Raw genomic sequence first — 21,813 nt, 5'->3', positions numbered from 1 at the left:
GCCCCCGGCGCGGGGGGAACGTCAGAACCGATAGGTGAGCGACGCCATGGCGTTGCGCCCGGCGATCGCGCGGCCATAGAAATAGCCGTTGACGATCGTCTGGGTCTGGCCCTGGCGCGGGTTGCCTTCGGTAAAGCCCTTGGCGTTGGTCAGGTTGTCCACGCTCACCGCCAGGTTCAACTGGTCGCTCAGGTTGAGATTGGTGCCGATGGTGAACACGCTATAGCTGGGCAGGGCCACGCCATTGCCTGCGTCGGCAAAGATCTTGCCCACGTATTTCCACCGGCCATAAATCTCGCCAAGCCCATGGGGCAGCGTGAAGGTGGGCGTGACGGTGAGCAGCTTTTTCGGCGTGCGCTCCGGCGTATTGCCTTCGTACTGCGTCTGGGCGGCGCCATCGAAGCGCAGGTTGTTGAGGCGCGGCACCTGGTAGACGCCCGTGGCCGTGATGGTGAAGTACCGCGTCGGCCGCACTTCGGCATCAAGTTGCACCCCGTTGGTGGTGTTGTTGGCCAAAGCGTTGACGGCATTGGCCGGGTCCGACGGATTGATGAACTGGTACGACTGGTTCTTGAACAAGGTGCGGAAGCCGACGATCGAGGCCGAGAGGAACGAAGTGCGCAGCCGCACCCCGCCTTCATAAAGCGTGAGATCGGTGGGCGCGTGCGTGCCGCCGGTGTCACCGCCGTTGGTCTGGAAACCCTTGGCCCCGCGCAGATAGAGCGAGACGTTGGGCGTCAGTTCGTAGTTGATCCCGGCGGTATAGGCCCAGTCGTGATAGCTCGCGGCATAGCGGGTATAGGTGCCGTCAAACGTGCTGCCCACGTCCTGCGCCAGGCCCGGCGTGCCGGCCGGCACCGCTTCGTTCACGGTGGCGGTGTTGCCGATGTTCACCGCCACGTGCTGGTGTTCGTACCGCGCGCCAAAGTCGATGTGCAGCTTGTCATTGATGGTCAGTTCGTCGTTGAAATAGCCCGACAGGCTTTCGACGTGATCGTTGTAGATCCCCTGGCCCCAGTTGCCATAGCTGAGCATGCCATTGTTGGTGAGCTGGCCCAGCACTTCGCCACCCGCGCTCAGCGCCACCACGTCATAGATGTGCGAATTGTTGCGCACGTCGTTGATCAGCGTGGCCACGGCCGACTGGTCGTTGCGGTGCTTCACATCGTAATACATGCCGCCCACGGTCAGCGAGTTCTGGATCGCATCGCTGCGCGCGTCCCAGGTCACGCCAAAGTTGCTGCCGAAATCCTTGGTCGAGAGCGTCTGGTGGTTGAGCACGGTCTGCTGCAGCAGGCCATTGCCGTTGAGCGCGTTGAGCGTGGCCGTGTCCGACGCGGCGATGACCTTGCCGGTCAGCGTATCGCGAATGCCGAACTGCGCCGTGCCGGGAAAGGCCGCCGCGCCCGCCGTCAGTGTGCTGGCGATCGGCGAAGTGCCCGGCGTCAGGTAATCCACTGCCGAAGCGAGGCCCGCCGTGCCCGAGCCGCTGCCCGGGAAGATGCCGTTGAAATCGTAATTGCCATCAAGATAGCGCGCACGGGCAAACAGCTTCACGCCATCGGCCAGCGGCTTTTCCATGTCGATGCGATAGGTCCACGAGGTGGTGTGGATGCCATCCTTGCCGCTGAAGGTGCGCAGGCGATTGCCCGTGGCCGAGGCATCGGGCACCGCGATCGAACGGAACGCCTCACCCAGGATGTTGTCGTATTTCAGGTCGGTGCCCGGCACGCTGCCGATCTTGCCCGACGAATCCACGGCAAAGGGCATGTCGGCATAATAGGGATCGCGCTCGTCGCGGCGCTGCAGCGTCAGGCGCACAAAGCCATCGTCGTCGAACCGCTTCTCGATCTGGCCCTTCACCTGATAGCTGTTGTAGCGGAACGGCGATTTGCGCTGGCCGCGCTGGCTCCAGAAATAGCCGCTCAGGCTATAGGCCAGGCCATCGGACACCGGGCCGGAAAGATAGGCATCGGCCCGAAAATCCGAATAGGTCGTACCACTGACGCGCACCGCGCCGCCCAGCTTGTCGAAATTGAGCTTGCGCGAGATGAAGTTGATCGTCGCGCCCGCGCCATTGGGGGCCAGCACGCCCGAGGTGCCGCCTTCCACCGCTTCCATGCGATCGACCGACAGGTCCTGCTGGAAATAGAAGTCGGCGCCGCCACCGCCATAGAGGATGGGCAGGCCATCCTGCTCCAGCGTGATGAACGTCTGCCCACCGCCGCGCAGGCCGCGCACCGAATAGTTGTTGGAAGCCGGGCCGGCGGTGGCCTCCACGAAGATGCCGGGGACGAGTTCGAGCGTTTCGGCCACCGAGCGCGGCGCCTTGCGCTGCAATTCGGCTGCGTTGGCCAGCGTCACGTTGCTGGAGGAATTGAACTGCGTGCGGCGGCCCGAAGTGCTGCCGGTCACCACGATGGCTTCGGTGCCCACGATGCCGGGGGTTGGCGCATCCTGGGCCTCGACCGGGCTGGGCGATGCGGCAGGCGCCGGGGCAACCGTTTGCGCCGCAACCGGGGTTGCCAGCGGCCGGGGCGCGGCGCGCAGGCGCGCAGGCGGCGGATCGATCGGCCGGTCGGGCGATTGCGCGTCGGCCAGAACGGCCGTGCGGCCGTCGAACGATACCAGGCGCAGATGGCCCGAAGCGGCCAGGCGGCGCAGGCCATCGCTCACCGTAAAGCGGCCCTTGAGCGGCGCGGTGCGGCGCCCTTGCGTGGCAGAGCCGGGCGCCAGGATCTGGATGCCGGCCTGGCGGGCAAAGATCACGATGCCATCCTTGGCGGCCTGGCCGGGAACGTCGAACTGGCGCACCTGTTCATCGGCCAGCGCAGGCGCACTGGCCACCATGGCCGCACCGGCCAGAATAGATGAAGAGATGCAGAAGCGATGGATCGATCGCATGGGTAATCCTCCCCTGAAGGTTGGCGCGCTTTTGCAGCGTTCGGACCCACAGATGACCGGCCAACGCTTTTCCGTCAGTCCGGTTCAAAAAATATGCGAAATCTGGAGCACAATGCCGTTTCACAAAAGCGGAATTGTGCTCCAGACCTTTGTTATCGTGTGATTTAATGACAAAAACCGGTTCCCGCTTTTTGTCATCGCACGCTATCGCAAAATACGGATGACGCCGTTGCCGCGCTCAACCCGGCCGCCCACCATGGCCGCACAGGCCTGGGCAAAACCATCCATGTCGTTGGTCTGGAAAGAGCCGACCACGCGCTTGTCGGCCAGCGCCGGGTCCACTTCCAGGCGGTCTTCGTGATAGGCGTTGAAGCGTTGCGCAGCCTGGGCCAGCGTCACGTCGTCCAGCACGATCTGCCCTTCGCGCCAGGCCAGTTCCTGCTGTGCCGCATCGGGCGCGATGGCGCTGACCGCCAGGCCCACGCCATCGTCGAGCACGGCGCGCTGACCAGCCTTCACCAGGAGCGGCTCGCCCCCTTCGCTCCACACTTTCACCGTGCCTTCGGTCACCACCACGTCAACCCCAACGCCGGCACGGCGCACGTTGAATGCGGTGCCCACCGCCTGCACCCGCACGCGGCCGGCGCGCACGGTAAAGGGCCGGTCGGGCGCCTTGGCCACCTGAAACCACGCCTCGCCCTGCGCCAGGTTCACATCGCGGCGGCGCGGGGTGAACGACAGGTTCAATTCGCTGCCGCTATTGACCACCGCCATCGACCCGTCGGCCAGCGGCACGCGGCGCATCTCGCCGATGCGCGTGCGGATGCCCTGCCCTTGTGGCCACAGCGCCAGCGCGCCCGCGCCGATCAACCCGCCGGCCACGCCCACGCCCGCCAGGGCAAGCGCCTGGCGACGGGTGGTGCGCCAGCCTGCGCTCTTTGCCAGATCGTCGGCCCCATCTTCGCCCGGCCCATCTTCGCCCGGCCCAGCATCGCCGGCGTCATCGGCCGCCTCGCCACCACTGCCCAGCGCGCGGCAGCGATCGAGCAGCGCCATGCCGGCCTGGGCGCGCAGCAAGGCGCCGCGATGGCGCGTGTCCTCGCCAAGCCAGGCATCGAGCGCGGCTTCTTCCTGGGCATCGAGCCCGCGATCGAGCGCGGCGGCCCATTGGCAGGCCCGAACATCGACGGGATTGGCATCGATAGGATTGCCATCGATCGGATTGCCTGGCGTCATGGCCGCTCTCCCTGCCGGGGCGCGCGCACCGGCGGCGCGCGGCGGGCACGCGTGGGCATTTCCGCGCGCTCGCCTTCCGTCAACTGGTCCAGCACGCGGCGCAGGCCCCGCGCCACTTCGTTTTCCACCACGTTCTCGCTAAGCCCAAGGCGCGCGGCGATCTCGCGCTGGGGCAGGCCGTCGATCTTGCGCATGCGCACGATCGCGCGGCTGCGCTCGGGCAGCGCGTCGATCAACGCCTCCACCCGCTCCAGCGCCATGCGCCCGGCGACAATCCGTTCGGGGCTGCTTTCCTCGCCCTGGCCTTGCTGCTCAAGCGCTGCCCCTTCCAGCACGGCCAGCCCGCTGGCCGCTTCGATCCGCACCACCCGCTCACGGCGTACCTGCTCCAGCACGATATTGCGCGCAATGCGGAAAAAATAGCGGCGGGGATCGTCGATGTGCGCGACGCTGGATAGCGAAGCCAGCCGGCAATAGGATTCCTGGACCACGTCATCGACATCGCGCCCCGGAAAGGCGGTGCGCAACCAGGTGCGCAGCGCGCGCTCGTGCGGCAGCACGTGGCGGCTCACCCAGCCGATGAGAGAAGAAGACATTGCAGGCATCAGCGCATCGATGCACTGCGCGCGCGTTTCCGTCACCCCGCTGGCGAAAAAATTCCGTCCGCAGATCAGGTCGTTGGCGGCGCCTGCTCATCGCGCTCGCCGCGCGCCACCATCAGCACGTCACGGCCCAGGTAGATCGGCTCGGTGCGGTCGAGCCAATCGAGCGCGGCATGGATGTCTTCGCGCGCCGAGCCCGAGGATGGGCTGGCGGCGCGCGCGCGGCGGCCCAGCGCCGCCACGCAAGCGCGCGCCATGGCGGCGCTTTCGGTCAGGCCCTGGATGAACGGGTGGCGGTGCAGCAGGAACGGCAATGACAGCACGTGGATGCGCGCCAGGGCAGGATCTTCGGGATCAAGCACGTGGCCTTGTGCGGGGGCCAGGCCTTCATGCCAATCGCGATCCTGCGCCAGCGCCTGCGCGCACAAGTGCAGGCGCAGCGTGGGAAAGGGAAAGTCTTCGAGGCCCAGCGGCGCCTGGCCGCGCGCGTCGATCACGTCATCGAAGTGGCCGGTCGAACCAGCGCCGGCAATCGCCCAGCAGCCGGCTTTGCCACCCGCGTCCGGGGCGCGGGTCACGCTTTGACCACTGGCGATGCGCTGGACGGTCAGCACACCGGCATCGTGCAGTGCCAGCAGGCGCTCCACCGAAAGATGCGGCACCGCCGCATAGTTGTCCACGAACACGCGCCTGAGCCCGCGCACGAAACGCGCGAGGTCCCCCGGCGCCAGGGCAGGCACGATCGTGGCGAATGCTTCGTGCATGCGCAGGATCGCATGGCGCCAGGGGCTGGGCCGGGCTTGCGCATGGCTGGCGCGCGCTTGCGCCAGGTTGGCCCGCGCATGCGCAAAGGGATCGGCCGCCATGCGGCGCGCGAAGTGACGATCGGCAAAGCTGTCGGCATCGGCGGTGTCGAGCGCCATCGCGGCGGCATAGGCCGGATCGGCCTGCGCCAGTTCGCGCGCGAACAGCGCAAAGGCGCGGTCGAGATCGCCTTCCTCGCCACGCACCGCGCTGGCCAGCGCCAGGGGCGTGCAATGGCGCAGCGGCGGGGCCTGTTCGGGCACCCAGAAATCGGCCTCGGGCAACAGGCCGTGCCGCGACAGGAACGTGACGGAAAAGGGCCGCTCCATCGCGTATTGCAGCGTACCGTCGGCCGCTTCGTGGAATTGGCCATGGCGCACCGCCAGTTCCACCGCAGCATCGATGGCGCTGAGCGAACTGCCCAGCACGGCCACCTGCCGCCCCTTGCTGTCGCGCGCGGTCGCGCCGGCCAGGCGCTCGCCCACGTCGGGCTTGCCATAGCCGCTGGCAACGATCACCGCGTCGAAATCGGCAGCATGGCGCTCGGCCCCCGGTGCATCGGATTGCGTCCACAGCACGCGCACGCCATCGGGACGTGCCACGATGTCGTGCACTTCGGCATGGCAATGCAGGCTCACGATGCAGGGCCCGGCATCGGGCGCCATCGCCTGTGCCAGCTGATCCGCATAATAGGCGCCCAGCGCCATGCGCGGAAAGAACGCGCGTTCATCATGCGCCATGCCGGCCAGGCCCAATGTGGCCTGGCGCTGCGGCGTTTGCCGCATGGCCCAGGCGTTGAGCGTTTCGCCCACAGACGGCAATTCGAACCCGGCGATGTTGGCCAGAAGGTGCGCGCCATTGTGCTGCGCATTGAACGGAATGCCTTGTCCCGGTTGTCCGCCCGCTTCAAGCAGCGTGACGCGGTAAGGCAAGCCCTGGCGCTGGAGCGCATCGAGGGCATAGACCGCCGTGGGCCCCGCGCCCACGATGGCGATCGAAAGCGCCGGCGCGAGAACGGGCGAAAGCGCAGGCGATCGAGCCGGCCGCAAAAGCCGGTCAGGCGATAGGACGGGCTCTGGCGCGGGTTCGGGGAAAGGTTCAGGGCGTGATTGTGGCGCGGGCGCCTGCAGGGGGGATGGCATGGTGCGCCGATAACGATGCGCACACCATGCCGTTCCGTGACTTATCCCATGTTGCAACGATTACCGCGCGCCGTCGCGGCGCCGTCTGCAGGGTTGCCCGCGCCTAGAACTGCCGCGCCAGAGTGACCATGAAGGCACGCCCGCTGCCGATGTAATACGTCGGCGCCTGGCCAGCGATCAGCGTGCCGCCCGTGCCCACGGTATCGCGCGCGGCGGGCGTCACCGCCTGCACGCCCGAAAGCACATGAGGATCGGTGACATTGATGGCATTGAGCCGCAGATCGGTGCGCTTGCCATCCAGCCAGCCGGCCAGGTGCACGCCCACCGACAGGTCCAGCGTGGCATAGCCGGCAATGCGCTCGTCATTCATGAACGTGGCGAACTGCGGGCCCAGGTATTTCAGCGCAAAGCTGCCGAACAGGCGGGTGTCGTCATACGTGCCGCCCAGCGCGAATTGCCAGTTGGGGCCCGATACCGCCACTTTGCCCGCCGTGGGCAGGTAGTCGCCATCGGCCGGCAGGTTGTCCTTGATCCGCGCGCGCAGCCATTCGCCCGAGGCATAGAGGCTCATCCCGGCCAGCGGGCGCCAGTCCACTTCCGCGTCCACGCCCCAGGATTCCTGCCGCCCGCCATTCAGCGTGGTGTTGACCAGCGCACCGTTCACGTTGGCCATCGTCGCCACCAGGCGGTTGCGGAACGCATAGTGGAACCCGGTGGCCGAAGCCGAAAGATTGCGCCCCTGCCAGCGCCAGCCCAGCTCCTGCGCCAGCGAATATTCGTTCTTCAGCGCCGTGGTGCCGTAAGAGGCGATGCCGCCATAGCCGTCATAGGTATCGTAGAGCGTGTATTCATCGGGCGCGCGGAAATTGGTCGTCACGTTGGCAAAGATCTGCTGCCGATCGCTCACCTGCACATGGATCGCCGCGCGCGGCAGGGCGGCGAAGCTGTCGAAATGAATCCGCCCCTGGTTGCCGGGCAGATTGTTGCGCCCGGCGTGGAGCAGGTCCACGCCCTTGAAGCCCAGATCGAGCGTGACCTTTGGCGACAGCGCGATGCTGTCGGCCAGGAAGAATGCCTTGGCCACGGTGATCGTCTTGGTATCCGCAAGCGAATAGAGCCGCCCGTCGGCGGTGTGCACGGCGGGTTCGTCATGGCCCCAGCCATCCACCGGATCGCCATTGGCGTTCAAGGGGGTGAAGCTTTCCACCACCCGGTCACTGCCATAATCGATCCACAGCCCGGCCGTCAGCGTGTGGGCGCCGCGCTTGAGCGTCAGCCTGGCAATCTGGCCGGCGCGCATCTGCTCGCCCAGCCAGTTGCCCAGCACATTGACCGTGCCGCCGTTTTCGGTGCCCGCCAGCTTGAGCGGTGCATCAAGCGCCTGCGTGCCAAGATAGGTACCGGGGTAATAGCCATCCGGGCCGATCGAGGCGCCATAGGGCGAGTTGCCATAGCCGAACTGGAGATAGCTGGTGGTGTCGAGCGTCAACCCCGTGCCCAGCGCCAGGTGCAGCGGCGCGGCGAAATAGAGATTGCGGAACGGCTGGCGATAGAGCCGCCAGTAATTGAGGTCTCCACTGCCATAGCTGGCAGACAGGTTGTAGCCGCGCCCTTGCGCCTGCCAATCGGCCAGCGTCGGGCTGAGATAGGTGGAATTGCTGGCATCGTTGTACGAGACGGAGAGGCTGGCGGTATTGCCGTTGCCCCATTCCCCGGCGATCTTGGCATCGATGTGCTGGCGCTTGTCCACGCCCGGCCCCCGCCAGTTATCGGCCTGGTTGTTGGAATAGGACACGAACGCGCGCAGCCCGGTGTTGCCAATGGTGCCGGTGTCCACCCGCACGAAGCCGCGCCGTTCGTTGAACGATCCCACCGAAGCATCGGCCAGCACGCCGAAATCGCGGTGCGGCGCATCCAGGCTCAAGGCCAGCAGGCCGCCCACGGCGTTGACCACCGGCGCGGCAATATCGGCCGAACCCTGGCTCAATTCCACGCGCGCCACGTTTTCCGCATCGGCAAACTGCGCCGGATAGGCATAGTAATAGCCGATGTCGTTTTGCGGCGCGCCTTCCATGGTCACGCCGATGGCATCCTGGCCCAGCCCGCGCAGGCTGAGGCTGGACGAGGTGGACAGGCCGAATGGATCGGTGCCCGCCACGTTGGCGCCGGGCAGGATGTTGACCAGCTGGAACGCGTTGAACGTGGCCGCCTGCTTTTCGATGAAAGCCGCGCCGATCGTGCTGACCGCCTTGGGCACTTGTTGATCAGGCAGCAGACCTTCGGGATCGGGATGGCCGATCACGCGGATCTGGCGCGGGCCATCCTGGCCATCGGCATCGGCGTTGGCACTATCGGCCGCGCGGGCCGTGCCCGTCGTGGCAAGGGCCAGCGCGGTGGCCGCGCCCATCCAGGCGCGCTTGCGCCCATTACCGGCAATGGGGCCGATCAGGGTGCCGATCATCGTTTGTCACTCTTTCTTTCAACTGCCAGGGGGGCGCGCCTACACGCTATTACCGACTTGGCAAAGCATGGCCTTTGCCCTGGGGTGCATTGACCGCCTTTGCCGCCCCGGCAACAAGGATTATGCGCTGGCGCCCGCGCGGCGGGCACAGATCGCATAACAAGCGCAACGCCTGCCCGATAGGATCGGCGCAATGACCTGCACTGTCCTGCCTGCCGCCACGCCCGATCTGGCCGCCCCGCCCATCGCCCCCGCGCCGATGGCTTATGCCCAATGGGTGGCCGCCGCGGTGGCGCTGGCACGCAAGGCGCCGCGCCCGATCGTAAGCCTGTTCGAAAGCTCGGTGCCCGAACCGCGTGCCTTGCTGCGCCAGGCAGTCCTAGCCACGGTCGAACCCGATTTTTCGCCGCGCTATGTCAGCGCCTTTGGCGATGGCAATCCGTTCGTGCGCGCCATGCTGGCGCAAAGCCATGGCGTGGATATCGACCAGGTGCTGTGCACCACCGGCGCCACGGGCGGCCTCGCGCTGCTCTATCGCGCCCTATTGCAGCCCGGTGACCGCGTGCTGGTGGAAGTGCCGGGCTTCGACCTGTTTGCCGGGGCGGCGCAGGTTCAGGGCGTGGCGGTCGATACCTTTACCCGCCCTGCCCCGCATTTCGGCATCGACGTGGCCCAGGTGGACGCCGCGCTACGCCCCGAGACGCGGCTGATCGTGGTGTCTGACCTGCACAACCCTTCGGGCATGGGCATCGCGCGCGAAACCCTGGCCGAGCTGGCGCAGCTTGCCCAGGCGCGCGGCGTGCTGCTGGTGGTGGACGAAGTCTATGGCGACTATGCCGACAAGGCCAACCGCCCCGGCCCGGCCTGCGCGCTCTCACCGGCGGTGATCAGCCTGTCGAGCCTGACCAAGATTTTCGGCCTGGGCGTGTTGCGCTGTGGCTGGATCGTGGGCGCACCCGGCGTGATGGCCACCTTGCGCGACTATGCCGCGCGCGCCGAATTCGGTGTTTCGACCCTGTCGCACGCCGTGGCGGCCGAAGTGATGATGCGCGCCGATGCCTTTGCCGATCATTGGCGCGGCCACGTGGCGCGCGCACGGCCCCGCTTTGCCGCGTGGTTTGCGCGCATGGTGGATGCCGGGCTGATGGCGGGCGAATTGCCCGATGCGGGCTGCATCTGCTTTCCCGCGCTGCCCGGCATTGCCGATACCCGTGCCTTTTCCGAAGCGCTGATCGCGCAAAGCGGGGTGATCGTGGCGCCAGGCGAATTCTTTGGCCAGGCCGGGCACATCCGCATCGGCTTCTGCCTGCCCGATGCCGAGCTTGACGCCGGCCTTGCCGCGCTGGAAGCGGCACTGCGCCAGGCGGCAAGCGGCCGCACGGCAATCTGAACGCGAAACGGGGGATTTCTGCCAATGCCGCACTTGCCCCGCTTCCTGCCTGCCCTGGTGGCCGCAGCCGCGCTGCTGCCCGCACCTGCCCAAGCCGCGCCACCCGCGCTCACGGTTACCTTTGCCCCGCGCGCCGATGCGGCCGACCCGGCTCGCGTGGGCACGGTGGAGGTAACGCTGCGCCTGTCCGGCCTGGCCGCCAAGGCCGGCACGCCGGTGCTGCAATTGCCGTTGCTGGCCAGCAACGTGGATACCGTGGCGAGCCTGCTGGGCCCGCTGCACGCGCGCGATGCGGCCGGGCCGCTGCTCTTGCGCCCGCGCGACGCCGTGCTGGCCGACAGCGCCGACGGCGATAGCGTCAGCGGCGGACCAGGGCGGCAATGGCTGGCGCCGCGCGCGATCCGGGGCACGCTCGTCGTCTCCTACCGCGTGCCCGCCCAGGCCAGCCTGCCGCCGCGCGGCCCCGCCCCGCCCTTTGCCTTCAGCGCCGATGGCGGCGCGGTTTCGGCCGCCGGGCAGGTTTTCCTGCTGCTGCCCCCCGGCACCACGCACTGGCGCGCCACGTTCGGCTTTGATCTGTCGCGCGCGCCCCAGGGCAGCCGCGGCGTCAGCTCGCTGGGCGCCGGCACCGTCACGGCGGCAGAACCGCTTGACGCCAGCGCCCTGCGGCAAAGCTTCTTCATGGCGGGCCCGATCGGCACCTGGCCCGCAAGGCCCACACAACAAGGCTTCTTCGGCGCCTGGCAGGGCCGCCCGGCCTTCGATGCTGGCGCGCTGCTGGCGTGGACCGGCGCGCTCCATGGCCATTACCGGCAGATGTTCGGGCAGACCCGGCCCGCGCCCTATGGCGTGTTCCTGCGCTACAACCCGATCAACGCGGGCGGCGGGGTGGGCCTCCACCATGCTTTCGTCACCACGTTCGGCACGGGGCGCGGCGCGGACCTGGCCAGCATCCGCATCACGCTGGCGCACGAAATGTTCCACACGTTCCAGCCCTATATCACCCGGCCCGAGGGCCTCGAATCCTCGTGGTTCGGCGAAGGGCTGGCCACGTTCTACCAGGCGCGCCTGCCATTCCGCTTTGGCATGATCGATGCCGATGCGTTCCTGCACGATCTGAACTGGACGGCCGCGCGCTATTACACCAGCGCCATGGCCAGCGTGCCCAACGCGCAAGTGCCGGCGCGGTTCTGGGCCGACACCCGCATCCGCACCCTGCCCTATGATCGCGGCATGCTCTATTTCGCCACGGTCGACCACGCGCTGCGCAAGAAGAGCGGCGGGCTTGAAAGCCTCGACACGCTCGTCCTCGCGCTGCTGGCCCGGCAAAAGGCCGGCGCGGCCCTCACCAACGCAGATTGGGAAGACCAGCTGGCCCGGCACCTGGGGCCGCAGACCGTGGCCGATTTCCACGCGTTCCTGGATGGCGCGGTGCCACTGCCGGCGTCCGACGCCTTTGGCCCGTGCTTTGCCCGCACCAGTGCCCGCCTGCGCCGCTATGACCTGGGCTTTGCCACCGATGTGCTGGCCGAGCCCAAGCGCGTCGTGCGCGGCCTGGTGCCCGGCTCTGCCGCCGCGCTGGCGGGTGTGCGCGATGGCGACGAGATCGTCGATCCCGTGCCGCAGGATGGCATCCAGGGCGAGCAGACGCAGCAACTGACGCTGCGCCTGCGCCGCGATGGCCATGTCTTTACCGTCACTTACCTGCCACGCGGCGAAACCGTCGATGCCTGGCAGTGGCAGCGCGTGCCGGTTTCGCCCGGCACGGCTTGCGCTCTTTGAGAAAGGTTGTCCCGATGCGCGCCCTGCTGCTTCCCGTCCTGCTCTGCGCCGCCGCCCCGCTTCATGCCCAGACGGCAACACCCCAGCCGGCAACCGTATTGGCAACGCCGGTCATTACCCACCACAAGGGCACGTTCGGCGGGCAGGCCCTCGCCTATACCGCGCGGGTCGAGGCGACCGAGGTCAGGACCGCCGATGGCGCGGCGCGCCTCGTCAGCTTTGCCTATCTGCGCGATGGCGACAACCCCGCCACGCGGCCAGTGCTGTTCGCGTTCAACGGCGGCCCGATCGTGGCCTCGGCCTATGTCCACGTCGGCGGCCTTGGCCCGCGCCGGGCGGCATTCCCCGACGATATCGCCGCCGATCCGGCCAAAGTCACCCTGGCAGACAATCCCGCCTCGCCGCTCGATGCCGCAGACCTGGTCTTCGTCGATCCCGCTTCCACCGGGTTCAGCACCGCCGCGCCGGGCACCGATCCGCACGCGTTCTGGTCGGTGCGCGCCGATGCCGCGCAAGTCGCCGCGTTCATCCGCGCCTGGCTTGTCGCCCATGGGCGAACGGGGGCGCCGGTCTATGTGCTGGGCGAAAGCTATGGCACCAACCGCGCCTGCGAAATCGCGCGGCAATTGGCGCAGGGCCCCGATCCGCTGCCGCTGGCCGGCGTGGTGCTCTATGGCCAGGCGGCCAACATCGTCGAATATGCCCAGCGCCCCGCCAATGTCACCAGCTATGTCGCCTCGTTGCCCACGCTGGCGGCGATCGCCTGGTATCATGGCAAGGCGGATCGGCAGGACCCGGCCTTCCAGGGCATGGACTTGCCCGCATTCCTGGCCGCCGCGCGCGCCTTTGCCAAGGGCGATTACCTGACCGTGCTCTATCAGGGCAGCGGAGCGCCGCTCGCCGATCGCGCCCGCGTTGCCGCGCGCCTGGCGGCGTTCACCGGCATTCCGGCGGCGTGGTACCTGGCGCACGACTTGCGCATATCCAAGGAACGCTATCGCGTCGAACTGCTCAGGGACAAGGGCCTGGTGCTCGGCCGTATGGACGCGCGCTATACCATGCCCGCGCCCACGCAGGGCGGCGCGCCCGATGCGTCCGAAGCGATCACCGATACCCTGGCCCGCCTGTTCGAACGCTATCGCCGCGACGAACTCAAGGTGGCAGAAACGCAGCCCTATGTCCTTTCCGCACCCGTAGAAGGCTTCGACCAGTGGGGCTGGGGATCGGGCACCAGCCCCTTTGCCGATTGGCCCTATTACCAGGGGATCACCGCGATGATGGCGGCCAACCCGCGCTTTCAGGTCCTGGTCGCCAACGGCTATTACGACACGCAGACCACGATGGGCGCGGCCGAACTGCTCGCCACGCAATCGGGCTGGGACCCGCAGCGCGTGACCTTGCGCTATTACGACGGGGGCCACACCGGCTATTCGGTGGCCGCCACGGCCCAGGCCCTGGGGAACGACATTCGCATGCTGATCACCAAGACTGTTCCTGTTCAGACCGGGCAGGCGCCGCGATGAGCCGCGCCCTGCTCCCGCTCGTCCTCGCTCTCGCCGGAACGCCCGCGGCGGCACAGGTGGCGGACGATAACCTCGTCATCGTCTCCAACGGCGAGACCGTCGGTTCGCTCAAGATCCACACCCAGGGCAACCGCGTGGCGGTGGATTACCGCGTGGACGACAATGGCCGTGGCCCCAAGCATCACGAGGATCTGGTCCTCGATCCCTCGGGCGTACCGACCCGTTGGACGATCCAGGGCACCTCGCTGATGGGTGGCGCGGTGGATGAAAGCTATGCCTATGCCGGGCAAGTGGCGCGGTGGAAAAGCCAGGCTGACGCCGGCAGCCAGGCTTCTGCCCGCCCGCCGCTCTATATCGCCAACGATGACAGCCCCTATGCCCTGGCGCTCTATGCCCGCGCGGCGATGGGACGGCCGGACCATTGCCTGGCCGTGCTGCCATCGGGCCGGGTTTGCGCACAAGCGGTGCGCAGGTTCGCGCTGGGCAGCGGCAAGGCGGCCCTGCCGGTCACCGCCTGGCGCATCACCGGGGTGCAGCTCAACCCCGGCTATGTCCTGCTCGATGGCGCGGGGCGGCTAGCGGGCGTGTTCGGCCCCGGCGCCGATGGCACCACGATCCGCGCCGGCCATGAGGCGCAAGTGCCCATGCTGGGCAAGCTGGCGACCGAGCTGGAAACGGCGCGCGCCCTGGCGCTGCAACAGCAACTGGCGCACCGCTTTGCCACGCCGCTGCGCATCCGCAACGTGCACGTGTTCGATCCGGTCAGCGGCACCCGCTCTGCCCTTTCGGCCGTGGTGGTGATGCGCGACACGATCACCCAGGTCTTGGCAGAAGACCCCGCCGCGCCCGATCCGGCCGACGAGACGGTGATCGATGGCCAGGGCGGCACGGTCTATCCGGGGCTGCACGACATGCATTCGCATGCCACGCTGCCTTCGGGCCTGCTCTATCTGGCCGCCGGGGTCACCGCCACGCGCGACATGGGCAACGACAACGCGTTCCTGCAGGACCTGATCACCCGCGTCGATGCCGGGCAAGTGGCCTGGCCGCGCATCGTGCCCAATGGCTTCATCGAGGGGCGCAGCCCCTATTCGGCGCGCTTCGGCTTCATTCCCGCCAGCGTGGACGAAGCGCTTAAGGACGTGCGCTGGTACGCCACGCGCGGCTATGCCGAAATCAAGATCTACAATTCGATGAACCCCGATTGGGTGGCGCCCATCGCGGCAGAGGCGCATCGCCTCGGCCTGAAAGTGACCGGCCATGTCCCCGCCTTCGATACGCCCGACCGGGTGATTGCCGATGGCTATGATTCCATCGCCCATATCAACCAGTTGATGCTGGGCTGGATCTTGCAGCAGGGCGAAGACAGCCGCACGCCCTTGCGCCTGACGGCCATGGCACGCGCGGGCAGCCTCGATCTGTCCGCGCCCGCCGTGCAGCACACCGTGGGGCTGATGCAGCAGCACCATGTCGCGCTCGATACCACGGCCTCGATCCTCGAACAGCTGATGCTCAGCCGCGCCGGGCATGTGCCGCCGGGGCAGGAGGATTTCCTCGGCCACATGCCGATCGGCTTCCAGCGCTATCGCCAGCGTTCCTTCGTCAGCCTGCCCGATGCCGCCGCCGATGCGGCCTATCACAGTGGCTTTGCCAAAGTGCTGGAAACCATCGGCATGTTGCACCGCGCCGGGATTGTCCTGCTGCCCGGCACCGATGAAGCGACCGGCTTTGCCGTGCAGCGCGAGTTGGAACTCTATGTGAAAGCAGGCCTTACCCCGGCGCAGGCGCTGCGCGCCGATACGCTGGATGCCGAGCGCTTTTTGGGGCGCGAGGGGCAACTGGGCACGATCGCGCGGGGCAAGCTCGCTGATCTGGTGCTGGTGCCGGGCAATCCGGTGGAAGACATCGCCGCCATCCGCCGCCCGCGCCTGGTCCTGCGCGGCGGGGTCGCCTATTTCCCCAGCGAGATCTACACCGCGCTGGGCATTGCCCCGTTCACCACGCCGCCGCCGCTCCATCCCGCCAAGGAAACCCTGGCCAGCCAGGATGCCGGCCTCACCGCCCGCTCCGCCTTTGGATACGAGATTGCCGACCATGCCGATTGACCGCCTGATCCTGGCCGCTGCCCTCGCGCTCGCCCCGCTCGCCGCTTCGCTGCCCGCGCAGGCGCAGGACGCCGCGCCGCGCACTTTCATCACGCGAGGCTTGGGCACCTTTGGCAACAAGCGCATGCCCTATGTGGCGGTGGAAGAGGAATTCATCCTGCGCAGCCCCGATGGCAAGGCGGCCGCGAGCGTCTTTGCCACCAGCTATTTCAAAGAGCCCACGAAGACCGAAGATCGCGATCCCACCCGGCCGGTCCTGTTCGTGTTCAACGGTGGGCCAGGCTCGGCCTCGCTCTGGTTGCACATGGGCCTGCTTGGCCCGCAGCGTATCGATTTCGACGATCCCGATCATCCGCAGACCACCGCCCCGTTCCACACCGTGGCCAATGCCGACAGCCCGCTCGACGTGGCGGACCTGGTGCTGATCGATCCGCCCGGCACCGGCTACAGCCGCATCCTGGCCGATGGCACCCCGGCGATGTTCTATGGGGTGGAGCAGGACGCGGTGGCCACGGTGCAGGTGATGGAACAGTGGCTGGCCCACTACGGCCGGATGAACGCGCCCAAATATATCCTCTCGGAAAGCTATGGCACAGTGCGGGCGGCGGTGGTGGCGCGGCTGCTGGCCGGCGGCCCCACCCAGACCGGGCAGATGGACGGCATCAGCCTGAACGGCGTGATCCTGCTGGGCCAGGCGATGGACATGGCCCATGGCGAAGCGGGCGACGATCGCGCCTACCTCGGCATCCTGCCCAGCCTGGCGGCCACGGCCTGCCATTTCCACAAGGTGGCGCCAGGCTGCACGCCGCAGGGCCAGGTCGATGCCGCGCAGGCCTTTGTCGATGACACTTATCTGGGCGCGCTCCATGCCGGGTCGCGCCTCGATCCCGCGCGCCGCGCCGCCGTGGCGCAGGCCATGGCGCGCCTCATCGGCGTTCCGGCCGAAACGATCCTGGCCAATGACCTGCGCCTGTCGGGCGCGGCCTTTGCCCGCCTGCTGCTCGCTGGCGAAGGGCGGCGCACCGGGCTTTACGATGCGCGCTTCACCCTGCCGCTGGCCGCCGCCGGGCCAGACCCGGTGGCCGACGATCCGGCCATGGCGCAATATGTGCCCGGCTTCGTCGCCGCGTGGGACGCCTATGCCCGCGACACGCTCCAGATCGACCTGCCCCAGCCCTACAAGGCGATTGCCTTTCGCGATGTGAACGGGCCGTGGGACTATGGTTCGTCCCCCAGCAACTATGCCACCGATCTCGCCACGGCGATGAACCGCAACCCGGCGCTGCGCGTGCTGGTGGGCACCGGGTTCTATGACCTGGTCACGCCGCTGGGCACGGCGCACGATACCATGGCCCATTCCGGTGCGCCGGCAGACCGCGTTGCCTTCCGCACCTACCCCGCCGGGCACATGGCCTATCTGGGCCGCGATGCACGGCAGGCGCTGGCCGCAGACTTGCGCGCCTTCATCGCCGGCACGCTGCGATGAGCGCACCGGAAACGCCGGTTCAGCTCGGCAAATCGGTGGGCCTGGTCGGGGTTGTCACGTTCGGCGCGGGCACCGCAATCGGGGTTTCGATCTTCACGATCCTGGGGCCAACGGCGCAAGTTGCCGGGGCGGGCCTGTTGCCCGCGATCGGCCTTGCCGCGCTGCCGATGCTGATCTTTGCCCTGGCCTATGCCTATCTCGGTTCGGCCCTGCCGGTTTCGGGCGCATCCTACGAATGGCCGCGCCGCTTCATCCATCCGGCGGTCGGCTTTCTCATCGCCTGGATGCGCATAGTGGCCAACGTGGGCGCCATGGCGATCCTCTCCCAGGTGCTGGTCGGCTATCTCGGCATGGTCGTGCCCCTGCCGCCGCTGCCCGCCATGGCGGCGCTGATCACGCTGGTCTTTGCGCTCAACTATCGCGGCGTCGCGCTTGCGGCCAAGGCGCAGACGGCGCTCATGGCGCTGCTGCTGGTGGTGCTGGCGCTGCTGGTGGCGCTTGGCCTGCCGCATGTGCGCGTGGCCACGATGGGCGGGCCGCTCTCGGTGCCGCTGCCCCAGGTGCTCGCCGCCGTGCCGCTGATGATCAGCCTGTTCCTGGGCATCGAAAGCGCGGTGGAAATCGGCGAGGAAGTGCGCAACCCCGCGCGCACCATGCCCTTGGGCATTGCCCTGGCAATTGGGCTCACTGCCCTGGTCTATGGCGCGGTGGCGGCCACGGCGCTGGGCCTGGTCGGCCCGGCGGGGCTCGCCGCCAGCAAGGCGCCACTGCTCGATGCCGCGCGCGTGGCCATGGGCAGCCCGGCGGCCACGGTGCTGATCGTGGGCGCGGCCACGCTCTCAATCGTCAAGTCGATGAACGCGCTGGCGCTGACTTTTTCGCGCAGCCTTTTTGCCATGGGCCGCAGCGGCGCCCTGCCCACCGCATTGGGCCGCGTGCATCCGCGCTTTGCCACGCCGCACTTGGCCGTGCTGCTGGCCTGGGCCTGCGCCATGGCCGGCATGCTCCTGCCGCAAAGCCTGGTGTTCCTGCTGCTGGCGGTCAATCTGCCGACCATGCTGAAATATGCCGCCTGTTCCTGGTCGGCCACGGTCGTTGCCCGCCACCACCCCCAAATCCACGCCCGCGCGGCACTGGGCATGGCGCCTGCCACCGTCACGCTGGTCGGCCTGGCCGGTGTGGTAGCGGCGCTGGCCATTGCCGCCTTTGGCGTGGAGGCCGATCCGCGCCCCTATCTTCTGGTGGGTGGCTGGCTGGTCTTGGGGCTGGCCTGGTGGTTCGCGTTCGCGCGCAAGAGCTGATCGATCATCGCGCGCATCGCCTGGCGGCCGGGCGCATCGGCAAAGACCGCATGGCCCGCCGGCAAGGCCACCAACCGCGCGCGCGATTCCGGCAGCCAGGCATGGCGCAGCGCATCGCGCGTGGCCATCAGCGGCACGGCCATGTCGTAATAGCCGCCCACCAGCGTCACTTGCATGGCGGGATGGACGGCCATGGCCTGGGCCAGGTTGCCCAGCAGATCGGGCAGGCGATCGGCCTCGTCCTCACCATAGCCCGCGCCCTCCACACGCGGCCAGCGCCACTGGAAATTGACGTCCAGCGTGAGCGAAACATAGTCGCGCGCGGTCTGCACGCCCAGTTCGCGGCGCAGATAATCGCCCAGCGCGGCTGAAACGATCACGTTGCTCGCGCCCAGCCCCAACGCGGGATCGCTGGCCGCCGATGGCCGCCCGGCCACCGGCGCCGGGCGCGGCGCCGCCACGCGGCTGTCAAGCCGGCCGACGACCTCGCCCTTGCCGGCCAGCAATGCCGCGCGAAACGTTTCCACGTCCACCCGCAAGCGGGCGGCGCGGATCGTGGCCGGTGGCAGGCCGATCAACCGCGCCATCTGCGCCGCCACGCGGGCCTGCTCTGCCGGGGCTAGCGCGCTGCCGGCCAGCAAGGCGCGGGCATAAGGGCCGGCGGCAAAGGCGGCTGCGCGCGCTTCCACTTGCGCCGGGGGCAGGCCCGCAAGCGCGCCCTTGCCATGGGCCGCCGCGGCCACAGCCATGGCCGGCAGTGCCTCGACCAGTTCGCTGTCTCCCTGTGGCCCGATCGCCAGGGCGGGAGACAGCAGGACCAGGCCGGCCAGGTTCACGTCCTTGAGCAAGGGCAGCATCGCCGCCGCGCGCGTGCCGCCATAGCTTTCCCCCACCACGATCACCGGCGCATGGGCGCGGCCATGCGCGGCCAGCCAGCCGGTGATCGCCTGGGCCATGGCCCGCGCATCGCCCGCCACACTCCAGAACGGCGCACCGCCGCCGGGTGTAAGCGGGCGGCTGAACCCCGTGCCCACCGGATCGACGAACACCAGGTCGGCGCGATCGAGCGGCGTCTCGGCATTGTCCACCAGGCCGGAGCCTTCGCGCCGGCGCGGCCCCATGGCCTCGACGTGCAAGGGAGAGGACGAAGCACCTGGCCCGCCGTTGAAGGCAAAGATCACCGGCCGCGCGGCATCGGCCGTGCCGCTGCGCAGATAGGCGATCGTGGAAATCGTCGCCGCCGGCTGCCCATCCGGGCCGCTCAGCACCTGCTGTTCGAACACCGCGTCATAGTCCAGCCGCCCGGCGGGCGTGGCCAGGGCGTGGTGGCTGGTCGCCGGGGCAATCGGGCCATCTTGCGCGGGTAAAGCGGGTGGTGGCGCGGCCGCCAGCAGCAGCGGCGCCAGCGCCAGGGCCGCCCGGTTCACCGGCACGCCCCGGCAGGCGGTGCGGCCCGTTGCCACTGCCAGCCATCCACATGCCCATGGGGCGTGTCCCACTGCGCCGCCACGCGGGCAAAGCAGGGGCCAAAGCTATCGGGCAGGGGATCGAGCGTGTCCGTGCCGTCCAGGATCAGGCGCTTGAACCGGTCGCGTTCCCCCGCGTCGCCCAATTCGCGCGAGACCGCCGCCAGCCAGGCTTCGGTATCAAAGCGCACGCCCTGTTCGCGCGAGAGGAACAGCGGGAACAGCACGCTTTCCAGATTGCGCTGGCCATGGCTATGGGCGCGGATGCGGGCATCCAGATCGTGGAAATACATCGCCGCGCGGTAATAGACGATGTGGCGCACCTCTTCATCGCCAAAGCCGATCTTCACCACATCGGCCGCCGCCATGTTGCGCGCCTTGCTGGTGAAGTAGCGGCGCGCCAGCCGGTTGACCGCGTCGAGATAGGCATCGGCACTTTCAAACCCGCCGCGCCATTGCAGATCGTCTTCGTAATACGTCGTCAGCCCTTCGGAAAACCAGCTGGAAATGCCGCTGGGCGCTTCGATCTGGCCGGTCCATTGGTGGATCATCTCGTGAAAGAACAGCGAGCTGGGCATTTCGCCCTTTTCGCCCGGCGCCAGCGGCCCGCGTGAAAGCATGAAAGACTGGTCCAGCGCCGTACCGCCGCCATAGGGCGCCGCATCGCGGAACTGCACGAAGATGCGATAGGCGCGCTGGGCTTTCATGTGGGGAAAATGTCCCTGCAGATAGCGGTGCGCCGCCCCGGCGCGTGCCAGCGCGGTGGGCACGTCGAACACCGGCTGGCCCAGCCAGGTCCCGGCAAAGCCGTCGCGCGTGCCGGTGGCCGGCCAATGCCCCAGCGGCCCGGCTATGAACCAGCTATCGGCCAGCGCCTGGGCGCCACCGGGCACCACCACGTCGCCCGCGCCATAAGAGATCGCCGCGCTCGCGCCCTTGGCCATGGCCGAAAGATCCCAGTGCAACCGCGCGGGCAGCGCGTCGCGGTTTTCCGGCAGCAGCAGGAACCCGCCGCCCGACGCCGCCAGCCCTCCGCCCACTGCGCGCAGGCCGAAGGCAGGCCCGCCGGGCCCTCCCGCCTGCATCACCGCGGCGCGATAGCGGATCGCCACTTGCCCCTGCACCGCGCGGGTGGCACGCCAGTGCCGATACCATGGGAACCCGCCCTTGACCGGCGCATCCTCGCTCATGGCCAGCGGCACCGGCCCCAGCGCATCGCTCACGGCCAGGCCGCTCAGCCGGTCGCCCACCCCCGGCGCGCCGGGATAGACCACCGGCGCTGCCAGCAAGAGCGTGCCATCGGCGGGCGCGGGCAAGTCCATCGCCACGGCCACCCCCGCCACCGCGCCATCGGCCATGTCGGGGCGCAACGTGACGGCAAGCTGGTCCGCCTGGCGCGGCGCAGCACCCATCGCCAGGGCGGCGGCCAGGGGCAGAAAGGCACGGACGGAAAGCACGGATTGAAACTGGGGCATCGCGGCGCTCGCTATGGTGATGCCGCGCAGCCTAGCGCAGCCGGCCTGGGCAGTCCGTGTCTTTCGCGCGGCCGCCATGGCCGTGGCCGGCATAGATTATGCGGCAAGCGCCAACGATACAGGCGAATCGCGCCGG

General features: G+C 68.4%; 14 protein-coding genes. 7 read left to right on the top strand and 7 right to left on the bottom strand.

The features are described from left to right. Positions 1–21: 21 nt before the first annotated feature. Entirely contained in the window at positions 22–2,904 is a 2,883-nt protein-coding gene (locus tag R9J51_RS20985) for a TonB-dependent receptor (RefSeq protein WP_179562611.1), read from the bottom strand. On the opposite strand from R9J51_RS20985, the gene R9J51_RS20980 reads away from it, so the two are divergent. Further along, entirely contained in the window at positions 2,903–3,067 is a 165-nt protein-coding gene (locus R9J51_RS20980; RefSeq protein ID WP_218847453.1) for a hypothetical protein, read from the top strand. The two genes, R9J51_RS20985 and R9J51_RS20980, sit on opposite strands and share 2 nt — an antisense overlap. A gap of 41 nt (positions 3,068–3,108) precedes the next feature. On the opposite strand, the gene R9J51_RS20975 is transcribed toward R9J51_RS20980, so the two are convergent. The 4 genes from R9J51_RS20975 to R9J51_RS20960 form a co-directional block, all read right to left on the bottom strand. Beyond that, complete coding sequence (locus R9J51_RS20975; protein WP_179562613.1) at positions 3,109–4,140, bottom strand: FecR domain-containing protein; 1,032 nt, start codon at positions 4,138–4,140, stop codon at positions 3,109–3,111. Further along, positions 4,137–4,736 carry an RNA polymerase sigma factor gene (locus R9J51_RS20970; protein ID WP_246866270.1) on the bottom strand — a complete coding sequence of 200 codons (600 nt, stop codon included), beginning with the start codon at positions 4,734–4,736 and terminating at the stop codon, positions 4,137–4,139. Before R9J51_RS20970 ends, R9J51_RS20975 begins: the two co-directional genes overlap by 4 nt. Before the next feature lie 74 nt (positions 4,737–4,810). Next, the gene (locus R9J51_RS20965; protein ID WP_179562615.1) at positions 4,811–6,532 is read right to left on the bottom strand and encodes an FAD/NAD(P)-binding protein; all 1,722 of its coding nucleotides are present in this window, start codon (positions 6,530–6,532) and stop codon (positions 4,811–4,813) included. A 259-nt stretch (positions 6,533–6,791) separates the two neighbouring features. Then, entirely contained in the window at positions 6,792–9,149 is a 2,358-nt protein-coding gene (locus R9J51_RS20960) for a TonB-dependent receptor (protein ID WP_432788068.1), read from the bottom strand. Between the two features lie 193 nt (positions 9,150–9,342). Between R9J51_RS20960 and R9J51_RS20955 the strand changes: the two genes are divergently transcribed. From R9J51_RS20955 to R9J51_RS20930, 6 genes are read left to right on the top strand one after another with little or no spacing between them, the layout of a single operon-like run. Beyond that, the gene (locus R9J51_RS20955) at positions 9,343–10,539 is read left to right on the top strand and encodes a pyridoxal phosphate-dependent aminotransferase (protein WP_432788067.1); all 1,197 of its coding nucleotides are present in this window, start codon (positions 9,343–9,345) and stop codon (positions 10,537–10,539) included. 24 nt (positions 10,540–10,563) lie between these two features. Next, a complete protein-coding gene (locus R9J51_RS20950; protein ID WP_179562617.1) occupies positions 10,564–12,321 on the top strand; it encodes a peptidase M61 in 1,758 nt (585 codons plus the stop codon). 14 nt (positions 12,322–12,335) lie between these two features. Then, on the top strand, positions 12,336–13,844 hold the full coding sequence (locus R9J51_RS20945; RefSeq protein WP_179562618.1) for a S10 family serine carboxypeptidase-like protein: 1,509 nt from the start codon (positions 12,336–12,338) through the stop codon (positions 13,842–13,844). Further along, positions 13,841–15,949: an amidohydrolase family protein gene (locus tag R9J51_RS20940; protein ID WP_179562620.1), complete on the top strand. Its 2,109-nt coding sequence runs from the start codon at positions 13,841–13,843 to the stop codon at positions 15,947–15,949. Before R9J51_RS20945 ends, R9J51_RS20940 begins: the two co-directional genes overlap by 4 nt. Beyond that, positions 15,939–17,435 carry a S10 family serine carboxypeptidase-like protein gene (locus R9J51_RS20935; protein WP_179562622.1) on the top strand — a complete coding sequence of 499 codons (1,497 nt, stop codon included), beginning with the start codon at positions 15,939–15,941 and terminating at the stop codon, positions 17,433–17,435. Before R9J51_RS20940 ends, R9J51_RS20935 begins: the two co-directional genes overlap by 11 nt. After that, positions 17,432–18,736, top strand: coding sequence for an amino acid permease (locus R9J51_RS20930; RefSeq protein WP_179562624.1), 1,305 nt, complete (start codon positions 17,432–17,434; stop codon positions 18,734–18,736). Before R9J51_RS20935 ends, R9J51_RS20930 begins: the two co-directional genes overlap by 4 nt. Here the strand turns inward: R9J51_RS20930 and R9J51_RS20925 are convergent. Together R9J51_RS20925 and R9J51_RS20920 are read right to left on the bottom strand one after the other, a co-directional pair. After that, a complete protein-coding gene (locus R9J51_RS20925; RefSeq protein WP_218847454.1) occupies positions 18,667–20,199 on the bottom strand; it encodes a S10 family serine carboxypeptidase-like protein in 1,533 nt (510 codons plus the stop codon). The genes R9J51_RS20930 and R9J51_RS20925 overlap by 70 nt on opposite strands. Then, complete coding sequence (locus tag R9J51_RS20920; RefSeq protein ID WP_179562628.1) at positions 20,160–21,677, bottom strand: hypothetical protein; 1,518 nt, start codon at positions 21,675–21,677, stop codon at positions 20,160–20,162. The genes R9J51_RS20925 and R9J51_RS20920 overlap by 40 nt, the downstream gene beginning before the upstream one ends. Positions 21,678–21,813: the final 136 nt, after the last annotated feature.

The sequence above is a fragment of the Novosphingobium rhizosphaerae genome (genome assembly GCF_050920675.1).
Classification (GTDB): Bacteria; Pseudomonadota; Alphaproteobacteria; order Sphingomonadales; family Sphingomonadaceae; genus Novosphingobium; species Novosphingobium rhizosphaerae.
The sequence above is the reverse complement of the archived record's forward strand: the minus strand, read 5'-3'. Positions and strand labels throughout refer to the sequence as shown.